The 14328-nt window shown below is 59.3% G+C and carries 16 protein-coding genes; 3 read left to right on the top strand and 13 right to left on the bottom strand.

The genetic code is table 11. The features are described from left to right. Positions 1–50 precede the first annotated feature (50 nt). Together ABWH92_RS04795 and ABWH92_RS04790 are read left to right on the top strand one after the other, a co-directional pair. Positions 51–479 (top strand): heme-binding protein, encoded by a 429-nt coding sequence (locus tag ABWH92_RS04795; RefSeq protein WP_375572636.1) that lies wholly within the window; start codon positions 51–53, stop codon positions 477–479. 176 nt (positions 480–655) lie between these two features. Continuing rightward, a complete protein-coding gene (locus tag ABWH92_RS04790; RefSeq protein ID WP_375572634.1) occupies positions 656–1309 on the top strand; it encodes a LysE family translocator in 654 nt (217 codons plus the stop codon). Positions 1310–1359: 50 nt separating this feature from the next. On the opposite strand, the gene ABWH92_RS04785 is transcribed toward ABWH92_RS04790, so the two are convergent. From ABWH92_RS04785 to ABWH92_RS04775, 3 genes are all read right to left on the bottom strand, one after another. Beyond that, positions 1360–1776 carry a hypothetical protein gene (locus ABWH92_RS04785; protein ID WP_375572632.1) on the bottom strand — a complete coding sequence of 139 codons (417 nt, stop codon included), beginning with the start codon at positions 1774–1776 and terminating at the stop codon, positions 1360–1362. A gap of 201 nt (positions 1777–1977) precedes the next feature. After that, the gene (gene rpmF, locus ABWH92_RS04780) at positions 1978–2160 is read right to left on the bottom strand and encodes a 50S ribosomal protein L32 (RefSeq protein WP_375572630.1); all 183 of its coding nucleotides are present in this window, start codon (positions 2158–2160) and stop codon (positions 1978–1980) included. 180 nt (positions 2161–2340) lie between these two features. Continuing rightward, on the bottom strand, positions 2341–3102 hold the full coding sequence (locus ABWH92_RS04775; protein WP_375572628.1) for a biosynthetic peptidoglycan transglycosylase: 762 nt from the start codon (positions 3100–3102) through the stop codon (positions 2341–2343). A 50-nt stretch (positions 3103–3152) separates the two neighbouring features. Here ABWH92_RS04775 and ABWH92_RS04770 point away from each other — a divergent pair, with 50 nt between their 5' ends. Further along, on the top strand, positions 3153–4079 hold the full coding sequence (locus ABWH92_RS04770; RefSeq protein WP_375572626.1) for a polyprenyl synthetase family protein: 927 nt from the start codon (positions 3153–3155) through the stop codon (positions 4077–4079). 117 nt (positions 4080–4196) lie between these two features. On the opposite strand, the gene ABWH92_RS04765 is transcribed toward ABWH92_RS04770, so the two are convergent. The 10 genes from ABWH92_RS04765 to obgE all read right to left on the bottom strand — a co-directional run bounded on the left by ABWH92_RS04765 (position 4197) and on the right by obgE (position 14265). Continuing rightward, the gene (locus tag ABWH92_RS04765; protein ID WP_375572624.1) at positions 4197–4736 is read right to left on the bottom strand and encodes an RNA pyrophosphohydrolase; all 540 of its coding nucleotides are present in this window, start codon (positions 4734–4736) and stop codon (positions 4197–4199) included. Between the two features lie 8 nt (positions 4737–4744). Then, entirely contained in the window at positions 4745–6004 is a 1260-nt protein-coding gene (locus ABWH92_RS04760) for a divergent polysaccharide deacetylase family protein (protein WP_375572622.1), read from the bottom strand. 178 nt (positions 6005–6182) lie between these two features. Beyond that, a complete protein-coding gene (locus tag ABWH92_RS04755) occupies positions 6183–7517 on the bottom strand; it encodes a S41 family peptidase (protein ID WP_375572620.1) in 1335 nt (444 codons plus the stop codon). Beyond that, a complete protein-coding gene (locus ABWH92_RS04750) occupies positions 7514–8929 on the bottom strand; it encodes a murein hydrolase activator EnvC family protein (RefSeq protein WP_375572618.1) in 1416 nt (471 codons plus the stop codon). The genes ABWH92_RS04755 and ABWH92_RS04750 overlap by 4 nt, the downstream gene beginning before the upstream one ends. Positions 8930–9007: 78 nt before the next feature. Further along, positions 9008–9484, bottom strand: coding sequence for a 23S rRNA (pseudouridine(1915)-N(3))-methyltransferase RlmH (rlmH, locus tag ABWH92_RS04745; protein WP_375572616.1), 477 nt, complete (start codon positions 9482–9484; stop codon positions 9008–9010). A gap of 18 nt (positions 9485–9502) precedes the next feature. After that, entirely contained in the window at positions 9503–9925 is a 423-nt protein-coding gene (rsfS, locus tag ABWH92_RS04740) for a ribosome silencing factor (RefSeq protein ID WP_375572614.1), read from the bottom strand. A gap of 138 nt (positions 9926–10063) precedes the next feature. Further along, positions 10064–10693 carry a nicotinate-nucleotide adenylyltransferase gene (locus ABWH92_RS04735; protein WP_375572612.1) on the bottom strand — a complete coding sequence of 210 codons (630 nt, stop codon included), beginning with the start codon at positions 10691–10693 and terminating at the stop codon, positions 10064–10066. Positions 10694–10717: 24 nt separating this feature from the next. Next, entirely contained in the window at positions 10718–12007 is a 1290-nt protein-coding gene (locus ABWH92_RS04730) for a glutamate-5-semialdehyde dehydrogenase (RefSeq protein ID WP_375572610.1), read from the bottom strand. A gap of 3 nt (positions 12008–12010) precedes the next feature. Then, a complete protein-coding gene (proB, locus tag ABWH92_RS04725) occupies positions 12011–13237 on the bottom strand; it encodes a glutamate 5-kinase (RefSeq protein ID WP_375572608.1) in 1227 nt (408 codons plus the stop codon). Continuing rightward, entirely contained in the window at positions 13225–14265 is a 1041-nt protein-coding gene (gene obgE / locus ABWH92_RS04720; protein ID WP_375572606.1) for a GTPase ObgE, read from the bottom strand. Before obgE ends, proB begins: the two co-directional genes overlap by 13 nt. Between the last annotated feature and the right edge of the window lie 63 nt (positions 14266–14328).

Genomic DNA, 14328 nt, shown 5'->3' with positions numbered 1-14328 from the left:
CGCCTAGCATACATAGCTCACCGGAAAACCCCTCAAGAGAGAAACAACCAATGCCATTAACGCTCGATCACGCCAACACACTCATCGCTGCCGCCATCAAAGAGGGTGAAACCAGAGGCTTTGCCCCGCTTGCTGTTTGTGTTCTGGATGCTGGCGGCCATGTTCAAGCGTTTCAACGCGCTGATGGTGCCTCCATGATGCGCTTTGAGATCGCCAAGGGCAAAGCCTATGGCGCCCTAGCAGTCGGCAAAGGATCGCGCTGGCTAAACGCCCAAGCCGAAGGCCGCCCCCATTTCTTGGAAGGCCTGTCGAATGTCTCCGGCGGCAAGATCGTTCCCGTGCCCGGCGGTGTGCTGATCAAGGAAGAGGACGGCACACTTCTTGGTGCTGTCGGCATCACAGGCGACACATCCGACAATGACGAGATCGCTGCGCTTGCCGGTATCGCCGCCATCGGCAAGGTTGCCGTCACCGACTGAGCGGTTGTGCAGATCCCCAAAGCGAGGACACACCCACACCATCATCATCGATAAACCTAACCCTAAGCGGGTGCGGGCACTTGCCACGAGCTCATTGATCTCTTCAATTGGCGGTGCAAACGAGGCATGGTGCTGAGCATAGTGCTAACCACGCGCTTGCGCTGGAGAGAACGGACATGATCGACCAAGCCACACTCATTTTGTTTTTGGCCACCGTAGGCGTGTTCATTATAACGCCGGGGCCAAACATGATTTTTTGCGTGGCACGCGCCATTGCTGGCGGCCCGACCGCAGGGATCTACAGCGCCATCGGTGTCTGTGTGGGCCTTACGGTGCATGCAACAGCGGCGGGACTTGGTCTCTCGCAGCTCTTCAAATACTTTCCCTTGGCCTATGACATGCTCAAAATCGGCGGAGCAATTTATCTTCTCTGGCTTGCGTGGCTGTCCTACAAAGCCTCTCAAAGCGCAACAGCTGAGGCTCTGGAACTGAACCAGAAGGTGGTGAGTGGTCGCAAAACTGCGTTCAGCCTTGCGACACAAGGGGCATTGAACGCCATTCTCAGTCCCAAAGCGGTGTTCTTTTATCTCATCTTGTTTCCGCAGTTCCTGGACCCCGCCCAAGGCAACTTGCTTGGCCAAAGCTTGCTCTTAATCGGCATCATCAACGCGATTAACTTCACGGTGATTGCAGGTTTGTGCCTTGCTGCTGGACGCTCATCGCAGTGGCTTGCGGGAAACCCTCGTTTTCTCGCCTGGCAACAGAAAATCGTCTCGATGGTGTTTGTTGGACTGGCTGCGCGCGTGGCCTTGTCCAAAGCCCCAGGTTGACGGCAACTCTCTGGGCTTGAGCGGCCAGAACGTATTGGACGGCACAGGCCCTAAAACGAACCACCAGGCGAGATCGCAACATCTCGGCGGGCAACATTAAGGCTGATCCAAAGCCCGGCCAGAACATCCACTAGGGCGATCAGCATCAGCAGTGCAAACAGAGATGTCGACGCTGGCTCCCAAACGATGAACACCACCACATAGACCATCACGATCAGCACCGAGAGAACATGGTCAAGCACCGGTGCAAAACCGATGCGCGTGGCTTTGACCACCTCCAGAAACAAGATCACCACGCCAAAGGCCAGCAATCCATCGCCCTGAGTCAGGGAAACAGTACCGCCAGAAATCATTGCCTGGCTGAACAGCTCGCGGTCGAAGGCGAACACACCGCTCGCCCCCGTCGCTAGCACAACGTAAAGGGCCAACGGGATTATGGTCAGCGGCAGAGCGAACAAATAGCGCATGGAAAACTCATCGGGTTAAAGTCAGCAAGGCCGGGCGAACAACCCAACGAAAAAGGCCGATCCAACGACCGGCCTTATCAAAACACATAAGCTGCATGTCAAAAAGACGACGGTTTGTCCGTCCTGTTGACCGAGTTTTCACGAGCACACAAATCTGCCACCCCAGTTCAAGTTTAGGGCCTAACTTGTGCTGAAAACGCTCTACTCGTCTTTTGGCTCCAGCACCTGCTTGCCGCGATACATGCCTGATTTCAGGTCAATGTGATGCGGGCGGCGCAGCTCGCCGGAATCCTTATCTTCAACATAGGTCGGTGCAGCCAGGCCATCAGCCGAGCGGCGGAAACCGCGCTTCATGCGGCTAACTTTTCTCTTTGGAACGGCCATTGTCGTAACTCCAAAATGGCAAGCGTGTCGGGTGACGGGTGCGAGCCTCTGCAGCGCGCCAGAGGGGCTCAAGAGCGCGCGTGCCTCATCGTCCGTCAAATTCGGAAGGCTGCTCTATACAGAGCATCGACCGGTCTGCAAAGCCCCAGCGGGCGAAATTGTACTGATTTCAGGGCGGTTTTACGCTTCCGGCAGTGCCAAACACTCAATATAACCGCCCATACGCTGGGCCCGCGAAGAAATCACATCCGCCAACGACAATTGACGGCTGGTTGGATTGGCCGGGTCGCGCTGCGATGGCAGGGGCAATGTTGCCACCAAAAGCGCTGCCTGACGACGCGAAACATCCCTGGTCGAGCTTCCAAATGCGCGCTGCGCGGCCGCTTCAAACCCATAGAGCTGTGGCCCAAGCTCAGCCACATTGATGTAAACCTCCATCATCCGCCGCTTTGACCAGACCGTATCGATCAGCACCGCGAGGGGCACTTCCAGCCCTTTGCGAAACGCCGAGCGACCCTGCCAAAGGAAGAGGTTGCGGGCCACCTGCATGGAAAGGGTCGAAGCACCGCGCGCCTCTTCACCAGCCCGCCAGCGGTCGAATTGATCGCGCAGATCACGCCACGCTACACCATTATGCGAACAAAAGGTCTGGTCTTCCGAGGCGATGATGGAATTCTCCAGCACCGCGGCAACATCGTCCAACGTGACCCAATCGCGATCATAGCCGCGCAGCAGAACGAGGTCGCGCAGCATCAACGTGGAAACCGGGGGGATCACCGTGTAAGCCAGGGTGAGAAAAACCGGGAGCCCGACAAAAAGCGCCGCAAACAGAATGATGGCGCGTTTTGCAAAGCCCCGAAGCGATGGCAGACGCCAGCGTCGTTTTGCGGCGGCCTTGGCCCTTTTGGCACGTCCGGTAGCCCTTGTTTCTGACGGCCCCATTGGCTACGCCCAACCTTGTTTTTCGTCAGCGAAAGAAAGCGGCTCGCACCATGCCAGACCCCAAAGCGTCTGATCCAAAAACGCATCTGGTGGATCTGGCCACCAGCATCACGCGCGATATGGACCAGCTTCTGGCCGATCTCAAGGCTCCTGAACGTCTGGTTGGTGCCATGCGCCATGCTGTGCTGGCCGGCGGCAAGCGCTTGCGACCGGTCTTAGTGCTTGAAACCACACACCTTTTGGCCTCCGGCACACACGCCAAGACCCAGCTTCCCCCTGGCACACCGCAAGTCGCGATGGCGCTGGAGTGCATCCACACCTATTCGCTTATCCACGATGATTTGCCCTCCATGGATGATGATGATCTGCGGCGCGGCCAGCCCACCGTGCATAAGGCCTTTGATGAGGCAACGGCCATTTTGGCCGGTGATGCCTTGCAAGCCCTGGCTTTTGAGCTGGTGGCCACCAGCGGTCATCCCAAAACACCGATGATGATCCGCGATCTGGCCCGTGCCTGCGGCGCCGATGGCATGGTCGGGGGGCAGATGCTGGACTTGGCCGCTGAAGGGCGTTTTGGCCAAGCGACGGAAATCAAGGACACATTTGCGCTCGCCGCCATGCAAGCCATGAAGACCGGCGCACTGATCGAGGTGGCCTGCAGCCTGGGAGCGCACCTGGCCTTGGCGCCGGAAGAAGAGCGGCAAAGGATGTCCCAATTCGGCCAGTCCCTCGGGCTGGCCTTCCAGATTTCTGATGATCTACTCGACATCACCGCGACAGCTGATGAAGCGGGCAAGCGTACCGGCAAAGATGAAGATGCTGGCAAGACCACCTGGCCGGGCCTCCTTGGCAAAGAGAAGGCCGAAGCGACACTCGACGCCACCATCAATGATGCGTTGGCCACTTTGGCGCCCTACGGTGAACGGGCGAGCAATCTAAGCTATCTGGCGACAAGCCTACGCGACCGAACTCGCTGATCGCCTTTAACCAGACGACAGTTGAAGTTTGGGCGGACGAACGGCAGACCGTCTGCTCCATCCGGCGGACCGTCCTCCTTTTTTGAGCGGACCGTCTGCTTGTCGTCCGCTCACATTCTAAGAAAACGCGATGGCAGCGTTGCCGCGCAACCGATCGATCAATGTGCGGTACAAATCGGCTTTGAACGCCACCGCTTTGCCCGGCATTTCTTCGATCGGCACCCAAGCCCATTCATCGAACTCAGGCTTTTCGCCTTCAGGCGGATGGACGACATCAATCTCGCCATCTGACCCCTCAAAACGCAGCACGAACCAGCGCTGTTTCTGGCCGCGAAACTTGCCTTTCAAAGCCACGCCGATCAGATGGTCGGGCAGATCGTAGGTGAGCCAACCATCAATAGCTGTGACCAACGAAACCGAGCGGATAGACGTTTCTTCGTAAAGCTCACGCAAGGCCGCTTTTTCAGCGTCTTCACCCTCATCAATCCCGCCTTGGGGGAACTGCCAAAGTCGCGCGTCGCCGGTGTATTCCTCGTTCGGCAACCGACGCCCGGCCCACACCAAACCTTGGCTGTTGACGACAATCACCCCCACACACGGACGATAGGGCAACGCCGCCTTTTGCTCAGGCGACAAGTCAGGGCGTTTTTTGCTCATGGAAGGTCCTAAAAACGAACGATGCTCGATACCGGTACAAGCGCAATGCCCTTTGCGGCAAGGCTCGCAGTCCACTCTTCCAGCGAGGTAATGGTCAAAGGCAACGCTGTTGCGACACCCACCGCCGACCCGCGTTCACGGGCAATGCTCTCCAGCTGTGCCAATCGATTGTTGATCGACTGTTGGTCAGCCCGCGCATCGATCACCACATCGGCCCGTAAGACCGGCGCATCAGGAGACGCCACATGGCTCATTCGGCTACGAGCGGAGCGACCATCATCGACGACCATCAAACCGCGACCAACAGCATCGGCAATGATCGGTGCAAGATCGCCTTCTTCAGAGGCAAAACGTCCGCCCATATAGTTCATGAACCCGATCGGCGTGGGCAAGCGTGAGAGCGCCCAGTGCAGCCGTTCAAGATTGGCCTGCTCCGTCAAACCCACCTGCAAGGTGTGCGGGCCTGGATCATTGTTGGGGTAATCGAACGGCTCCATGGGAACCTCGATCAGATACTCGTGCCCATCCTGCCGGGCACGGCTCGCCCAGCGCGATAAAGAACTGCCATAAGGCGCAAACGACAAGGTGGTCGCCGCAGGCAGGCTGTTGAGCACCTCATGGGTGGATGTCTGTGACAGCCCAAGGCCACCAACAATCAACGCGATGCGCGGCTGACCGGGCACAATAGTGCCCGCTTCCAGCGGCCGAGCATAGGCGTCCAGCGCCCGCTCACCGTGATTGCCAAGGATTGGCATAAAGCTGTGATCGTCAAAACGTTCCACCAGGCCAGGATTGGCCACAGAGGGCAAACCGCCACGGCCATCAAACCGAGGGGCGCTGGCTGATGAATTGCCCGCAGACGGCGCGGCACCACCAGGCGTGCTGGGATCAGCGCCATCGGGCGATGGCACACGCAGCACGCGCGGTTCACCAGGGGCAAGCTCTGGTGGAGGCGGCAGCGGCTGGGCCAGATTGTCGTTACCGCTGGATATGATCAAACTGGGGTTACCGGCAGCATTGCCGGGCGCATTGGGGCTGCCTGCGGTCTCTACCGCACTTTGCGTGCGCGGCTCACCGCCCAGTGGATCATCGATGAAGAAAATCCAACCGGCCAGCAACAGCACCACCAGACCAAGCAAACCGCCACCGACACGGGTGAACCAATGCAAGGCGATAGCCAGCTTGGGCTGCCACGCGCGCCATACATCGCCGAGGCGCGTAGGCGGCATCAACGGTTTGTGCAGATCACCTTCAACATCGGTCGCCATCGATACGCGCACCCAAACCCAACGGTAGTTACCAATGCTCGTTCTATGTGCGCGTTGCCAGAGCAAAGCACCCAACAGAACAGAGCCAACAAAAAACCCTCGCACCATGTCTAGTGCGAGGGCTTTAAGGTTCAGTTAACCAAGAGCTTAAAGCCCTTGATAAGGTCTTTGGCGCGCCTTAGTTCGGCAGCGGCGCATCCGGGTCTGGTGGGAAGGCCGCATGGACTTCCTCACCGCGCAGCAAGCTCAGCGCATACTGAAGCTGCGTATCCAGCTCTGCATCTTGCGGCACATAGACCGAAGACCCAGACCGCTCCACCTCATCTTCGTTCGACAGATGACCGTCCAGCGAAGCTTCGCCGCCTGGCATATCAAGACCTTGAAGTTCTTCAGGAAGGTTCTCCTGCAGCACCTCAATATCGGGGTCGATACCACGTGCTTGGATCGAGCGACCGGCCGGCGTGTAGTAGCGGGCGGTCGTCAAACGCACTGCGCTGGTTGCCGACATTGGGATCACGGTTTGCACCGAGCCTTTGCCGAAAGACAGCGAGCCCACCAGCGTTGCCCGGCGATGATCCTGCAGGGCACCGGCCACGATCTCAGAGGCCGAGGCCGAACCGCCATTGATCAGAACCACAACCGGCAGACCACCAATCAGATCGCCAGAGCGCGCATTGTAGCGACGGGTGTCGGCTTCGGTGCGTCCACGGATGGAAACGATCTCTCCGCGATCCAAGAAAGCATCGGAAATTTCCAACGCCTGGTTGACCAGACCGCCGGGGTTGTTGCGCAGATCAAGCACATAGCCTGAAATCTCAACACCAGCCTCTTCAGCCTCTTCATTGACCGCCAAGATTTCGCGCTCCAAGCCATCGCCAGTTTGGCCGGAGAACTGGGTGACACGCAAATAACCAATATCGCCTTCCAGACGGCTGCGCACCGAGGCAATGCGAATGGTGTCGCGCTGCAAGGTGACGTCAAAGTCTTCGGCGCCTTCACGGCGGATCGTGATCGTGATGGGTGTCCCAACCACACCGCGCATGCGCTCCACAGCTTGGCTGAGATCCAAGTCCTGCACGTCTTCACCATCCAGGCTGATAATCAAGTCATTGGCCAAGATGCCAGCGCGCGCGGCAGGCGTGTCGTCAATGGGAGAGACAACCTTCACAAAGCCCTCTTCCATCGTCACCTGAATACCAAGACCACCAAACTCGCCAGTGGTTTGCTCTTGGATCTCTTCAAACGCATCCGGCCCCAGATAGGCAGAGTGCGGATCAAGCGAGGTGAGCATGCCGTTGAGAGCATTCTCGATCAGCTCAGATTCATCCTGCGGCTCAACATAGTCGTTGAGCACGCGCTCAAAGACATCGCCAAACAGTTTGAGTTGGTTGAACGTTTCGGCTCCGGCCTGTGCCTGCGCACCAATCGGCCCAAGCCGATAGTGGGTTACCCCGAAGGTCACAGCGACCCCCAGTGCCAAGCCCAGCACGAAAACCGGTATCTTCTTCATCATCCGTCAGTCCTTTGACTGTCCCGTTGCGTTGCCCCATCGCTATCCGCCCACCATGACGAAGAATTGATAGAACGTCCATCCTCGCGCAACTCAACAAACAACACAGGTTGCGGCGTTTGAGTTGACCCATCGGCCAACACGACAGAGCCGCGTTCACCCATGGTTGCGATCGGTTCTCCCATCAAGACAAACTGTCCCAATGCGACATTAATGCGGCTCATACCCGCCAAAATCATGCGGAAGCCATCGCCCATATCCAGGATAACCACCTGGCCATAGGCACGAAACGGCCCGGCATAGAGCACCCAACCGTCGGCCGGTGCGATAACGCGAGCATCCGCTCGCGTTGCTATATGGAGCCCTTGGCTGGTTTCGCCAAATCGATCTTGGTCACCAAAGCCTAGGATTTCTTGCCCGCGAACAGGGGAACGGATCATGCCCTGAGCGCTACCAAAGGCAAAAGCTGGCGTCATGCGGCCTGTGTCACGCAGGCTGGCCAACGCCTCACGATCATCTGCCTCAGGCGGGCCTTCTTCCTGCGCCCGCTGGGCATCCGCCATGGCTTGGCGCACGCTGTCGAGCTCACTTTCCAGATCGTTGAGCAGGGCTTCTAAGCTTGTTGCCTCGCCTGCCAGCAGCGCCGCGCGCTCGCGTTCGCGCTCCAAAACGCTCTGATTCTCCTCACGCAGACGTGATCGCTCAAAGAGCACCAGCTCGATGCGTTCTTCTTCTTGCGCCAGTGCTTCGGCATCAGCGAGCAGCAAATCAAGTGCTTCATCAAGCTGCGTGCGGGCATCATCAAGCGCTGCCAGATCATCAGCGAGCACCCGTGATTCGGCGGCAAGTTCCGGGAATGCAACGCCAAGAAGAATGGCAGAGCGTACCGAACGCAGCGCATCATTGGGCGAAACGAACAGCGCCGGTGGTGGCGCGCGGCCAACCCGCACCATGGCAGACAGCAGCACAGCGATGCGCTCGCGCTGCGCTTGCAAAGACACTTCGAGCGCTTGGGCGTTTTCATCCAACACGCCAATGCGCTGGCGCTGCACATCGATGCGCGCGGTGATCGTTTCGGCCTGATCGGTGGTGCGGATCAAAAGCTGGGTCAGCTCCTCCACATCGGCGTCAATATCGGCAAGTTCCTCTGCCAGCATCTCCTGGCGGGCCTCGGCGGCATTAAGATCAGCGCGTAACCGCTCCAGCGCATCAGCGGCCACATCACGCTCTTGCTCCAGCTCTTGCTGGGCAAGATCCTCGCCGCCCGCCTCAACAGGCTGCTCCAAGCCACGCAGCACAAAGCGATCTAGACCGTCGGTGTCCGGCTCTCCTGGTTGCAGCCGATCTTGCGCACTCGCCCAAAAGGGCGCTGCGATCACAAGCAGGCTGGCAAGAAGGAGGCGAGATGCGAGCATAGAGGTTCAGATAGCGTTGTCAGATGGCAACCGTAAGCCCGCGCCGCTAAACCTTTCGTTAACCACGTCTTTCAACGCTTAGACGCGATGATAGGGATGCCCGCTGAGCACCGTCATGGCGCGGTAAAGCTGTTCAGCAGCGAGCACACGCACCAATTGGTGGGGCATGGTCATAGCACCGAAGCTGATCACAAGATCGGCGCGCTGGCGCACACTGCCATCCAGCCCATCTGGTCCACCGATGATCAAGGCCACCGGCTTGCCGGTATCTTTGAAACTTTCAAGCTTTGAGGAAAACTGCTGCGTGGTGATCGGCTTGCCGCGCTCATCCAGAGCGATCAGCGCAGCACCATCGGGCAGCTTGGCGAGCAACTGCGCGGCCTCATCAGCCTTACGCGCATCGGCAGAGCTCTGCTGACTCTCGCGCAGCTCAACCACGTCTCGCGCACCGAACCCAAGCTGCTTGGCCATCGGTGTGGCGCGCGTCCAATAGCGCTCAAACAGCTCCCGCTCTGGACCCGCCTTCATGCGGCCCACAGCCAGCAAACGCACCATCGTGAACCCTAACGCCGCTTAAGCGTTGGGCGTGTCGGACCCTAAGGTCTCGGCGAAGCTGTCGTCCCACAGCTTCTCCATATTGTAGAAGCTGCGCACTTCAGGACGGAAAAGATGCAAGATTACATCGCCGGTGTCGATCAGCACCCAATCGGCATGGGGCAGACCTTCAACGCGCGGTGATCCATGACCAGCCTCTTTGAGTGCCCGCTGCACATGGTCGGCAACGGCCGAGACATGGCGGTGCGAACGCCCGGACGCGATGATCATCGTGTCGGCAAGCGCGGATTTTCCGTCAAGATCGATGGTGATGATGTCCTCGGCCTTGGAGTCTTCCAAGACAGACTGGACAGTAGAGAGGATGCTCGCGCCCGATGCGTTCGCACGGGTGGCAAGCGACGCCGTCGCTTGGGGATCAACGGCAGTGTTTTGCGGAGTCAAACCGGCAAAAGTCCTTTCACAATGGCTCTGGGAGAAGGAACCACAGGTCAGCCGGTCAGAACAGGCCGAACCTGCATACCTTGTGCGGGCGAACCGAACACCGCACGACTCACAATGTGGAGGGGATTTCTAAACGTTTCAAGACGGTGAGGGTTTTTGCATCCCATTGGCCGCCCGGATAGCACTGGAAGAAAGCGGCGAAAGTGGGCCGCGAATGAATGTCCAAACCGGTGGAGCAAGGTGGGAGAGCTGCGCGGCATCCTCACCATCGAGCCGCCTCCCTGCCATCGCCCGTGCTGCTGGCGCCGACAGCGAGGCATGGCGCGACCCCGGCCTGTCGATCACCGCAATGGGCACACGATCAGCAATTGAGCGCCATTGGTTCCAGCGATGAAACCCCGCCAGATTGTCCGCGCCCATCAGCCAAACAAACCGTACATCGGGACGCATGGTTGTCAGCATCGCCACGGTGTCGGCGGTAAAACGGACATCCAGCTGCTCTTCGATGCCAAGCACTTTGCGTCGCGGGTGACGTGCTTCGCCGCGCACTGCCGCCATGCGCGCCTGCAATGAATGGGCAGGATCATGGGTCTTCAGCGGGTTGCCAGGCGTCACCAGCCACCACACCCAGTCGAGCTTAAGCACCTTCAGCGCCCGCTCCGCGACCAGCACATGCCCATCATGGATCGGATCGAACGAGCCACCATAGAGCCCAACCGACTGGCCGGGCGCGACATGGGGCAGCCGCACCCGCTGAGGTGGAAACATGGGATTCACGTTAGATCAGTCGCATCATTTCGGGCGCACTTGCCCTGTGCCGCGCACCACATAGTGAAAGCTTGTCAGCTGCTCCAAACCCACTGGTCCGCGCGCATGCATGCGGCCCGTAGCGATACCAATCTCTGCACCCATGCCGAACTCACCGCCATCAGCAAACTGCGTCGATGCGTTGTGCATGACGATGGCTGAATCGCACTCGGTCAAGAATTTGGTCGCAACCGCCTCATCCTCGGTGAGGATGCTTTCGGTGTGCGAGGAGCCGTAAGTTGCAATGTGATCGAGCGCGCCATCGACGCCATCGACGACGCCAACCGTGATGATCGCATCGCCATACTCGGTTGACCAATCCTCCTCTGAGGCTGGCTTCACACCCTCGGCAAGACCGCGAACAACCTCATCGCCGCGCACTTCGCAGCCTGCGTCCTGCAACGCTTGAACCAAGGGTGTGGTGAACTGTTCCGCCGCCGCACGATCAATCAGCAGCGTCTCAGCAGCCCCACAGATGGAGGTGCGGCGCATTTTGGCGTTCACCGTGACATCCAATGCCATCTGCATATCGGCAGCCTTGTCGACATAGATGTGGCAAATGCCTTCCAAATGCGAGAACACAGGCACACGCGCCTCAGCCTGCACCCGGCCCACCAGCGACTTGCCACCGCGCGGCACGATCACATCCACCGTGCCATTGAGCCCCGTCAGCAACGCTCCAACGGCAGCACGATCCGTGATCGGTACCAGCTGCACGACATCGGCGGGCAGACCCACACTCTCCAAACCTTCGGCAATCGCACCGTAAAGCGCCTGGTTGGTTTCAATCGTATCCGACCCACCACGCAGAATAGAGGCGTTGCCCGACTTCATCGCCAGCGCCGCGGCATCCACCGTCACATTGGGGCGCGATTCAAAGATGATGCCAATGACACCCAGCGGCGTGCGCACCCGCGAAATTTTGAGGCCGTTGGGCCGCTCCCACGCCGCCATTTCATCACCAACAGGGTCCGGCAGAGCGGCAATGGCTTCAACAGCCTGGGCAATCGCTTCGACACGGGTCTCGTTCAACGTCGCACGCTCTTGATAGGCCACTGTCACATCGCGCTGGCGCATCCCGGCCAAATCCCGCGCATTGGCGGCCAGCACTTCATCAGTGCGAGCACGAATACCAGCAGCAATGGCTGCCAGGGCGGCGTTCTTGGTCTCGGTTGAGGCAAGCGCAATCGCCCGTGCGGCAGCACGCGCCCGGTCACCCATGTCTTGCATCAAGTCGGCGACATCGACCGTCGCATCGCTATCCAGTAGTGCCATAACTCAAACTTTCTCTTCGTCCGTTGTCGCTCCGGTCTTCGCTGACGCGTAACCGACCGCTCCAGCGGTGTTTCGCCCTGTCAGGGCGAGATCATCCCTATGCACCATAGCGTTGCGCCCGGCATAGCCCAAAATCGCTTCGATATCAGCGCTCTTACGTCCCGCGATCTTTTGCGCATCAGCGCTATCATAGGCGACCAGGCCACGCGCAACCTCAGAGCCCTCAAGCGTCACGATGCGTACTGCGTCCCCGCGCTCGAATGCGCCCGACACCGAGCGAATGCCCGCTGGCAGCAGCGACTTGCCCTGCGCCAAAGCCCGAGCCGCCCCCTCATCGATCATCAGATCGCCATGCGGGTCGAGCGATCCAGCGATCCATCGCTTGCGGGCCGTTGCGGGGTTTCCATCGGGGGCGAACCAGGTGCACCGGACACGCGTGTCGTTCGCACTGTCATCAATAGCCTTCAGCGGGTTCATCACCTTGCCTGAGGCAATCACCATCGCAGCCCCGGCGCCAACAGCCATCTTGGCGGCATCCACCTTGGTCTTCATGCCGCCGCGCGAGAGGTTAGAACCCTCACCGCCAGCCATAGCCTCGATCTGCGGCGTCAGTGCCTCCACCAAAGGAATGTGCTGCGCATCCGGGTTCGTGTTCGGCGGCGCGGTGTAGAGCCCGTCAATATCGCTGAGCAGCACCAACACGTCCGCGCCAATCATGGACGCCACGCGCGCCGCCAGCCGATCATTGTCGCCATAGCGAATTTCTGTGGTCGCCACCGTGTCATTCTCGTTGACCACCGGAATGGCACGACGCGCAAGGAGCGTGTTGATGGTCGCGCGGGCGTTCAGATAGCGCCGCCTTGCTTCGGTATCCCCCAGCGTCAGCAGCACCTGCCCTGCCACCAGGTCGCGCTGCCCAAGCGCCTCTGCATACGCCCGGCCGAGCGCAATTTGACCGACGGCAGCGGAGGCTTGCGCATCTTCAAGTCTTTCCGGGCGCGCCTGCATGCCAAGCATCACGCGGCCCATAGCGATGGACCCGGACGAGACGAGCACAATCTCCGCGCCTCGTCGCGCAAGCGCTGCCAAATCATCGGCCAAGGAGGCAAGCCATGCCTCTTTCAAAACACCCGTTTCAGCATCCACCAGCAGCGAGGAGCCAATCTTGATGACGATGCGCTTGTGCCGCGAAAGTGGAAGAAAGCGCGCGGTTCCGTTTAAGGTCTCCACGGCGCATCCTCCTGGGTGGGATAGTCAGGCTCCCCTGCCTGATCGCCATCGATCATCCGCATCACTGCCCGCAGCACCTGTGGCACGCCTTCGCGGCTTGCCGCTGAGACCAACATGGGCCGTTGACCGCATGCTTTACCAAGAGCGGCCAGCTTCTCCGCTCGCTCCTCTTCGGTGATCGCATCAGCTTTCGACAGCGCCACCAGTTCCGGCTTGTCCTCCAGGCCGTGGCCATAGGCGTCCAGCTCACCACGGATCACCGTGTAGGCCTCAGCCACATCCTCTTGCGTGCCATCGACCAGATGTAAAAGCACCTTGCAGCGCTCCACATGGGAGAGAAAACGATCCCCCAACCCAATGCCTTCCGATGCCCCTTCTATGAGCCCTGGAATATCAGCCAGCACAAACTCGCGCTCATCCACGCCCGCCACGCCAAGATTGGGGTGCAGTGTCGTGAAAGGATAGTCGGCGATTTTTGGCTTGGCGGCGCTGGTGGCCGCCAGAAAGGTTGACTTACCCGCATTGGGCTGACCGATCAGCCCGGCATCGGCGATCAGTTTCAACTTCAGCCAGAGCCAAGCCTCTTCACCCTCTAAGCCCGGGTTGGCATTGCGCGGCGCCTGATTGGTGGACGACTTGAAATGCGCGTTGCCAAAGCCTCCATTGCCACCCTTGAAGAGCAAGACACGCTCGCCAATTTCGGTCATGTCAGCCAGCGCTTCATCGGTTTCAGCATGGATGATCTGCGTACCCGCGGGAACGCGTAGCACCACATCATCGCCCTTGGCACCGTTACGATCACGGCCCATGCCGTGCATGCCCTTTTTGGCTTTGAAATGCTGCTGATAGCGATAGTCAATCAGCGTGTTGAGACCGGCAACGCATTCGGCCCACACATCACCGCCGCGCCCACCATCACCGCCATTGGGGCCGCCATACTCAATGTACTTCTCACGGCGAAACGACACGCAGCCCGCCCCGCCGTCACCGGCTTTGACATAGATTTTGGCTTGATCAAGAAACTTCATATCGAAACAGTGCCCGTGAATGTCAGATTTGTGCCGAAAAGGGCGGAGCGCGAGAACCGGCGC

Origin of the sequence: Ahrensia marina, assembly GCF_042140245.1 — a bacterium.
Taxonomy (GTDB): domain Bacteria; phylum Pseudomonadota; class Alphaproteobacteria; order Rhizobiales; family MH13; genus MH13.
The sequence above is the reverse complement of the archived record's forward strand: the minus strand, read 5'-3'. Positions and strand labels throughout refer to the sequence as shown.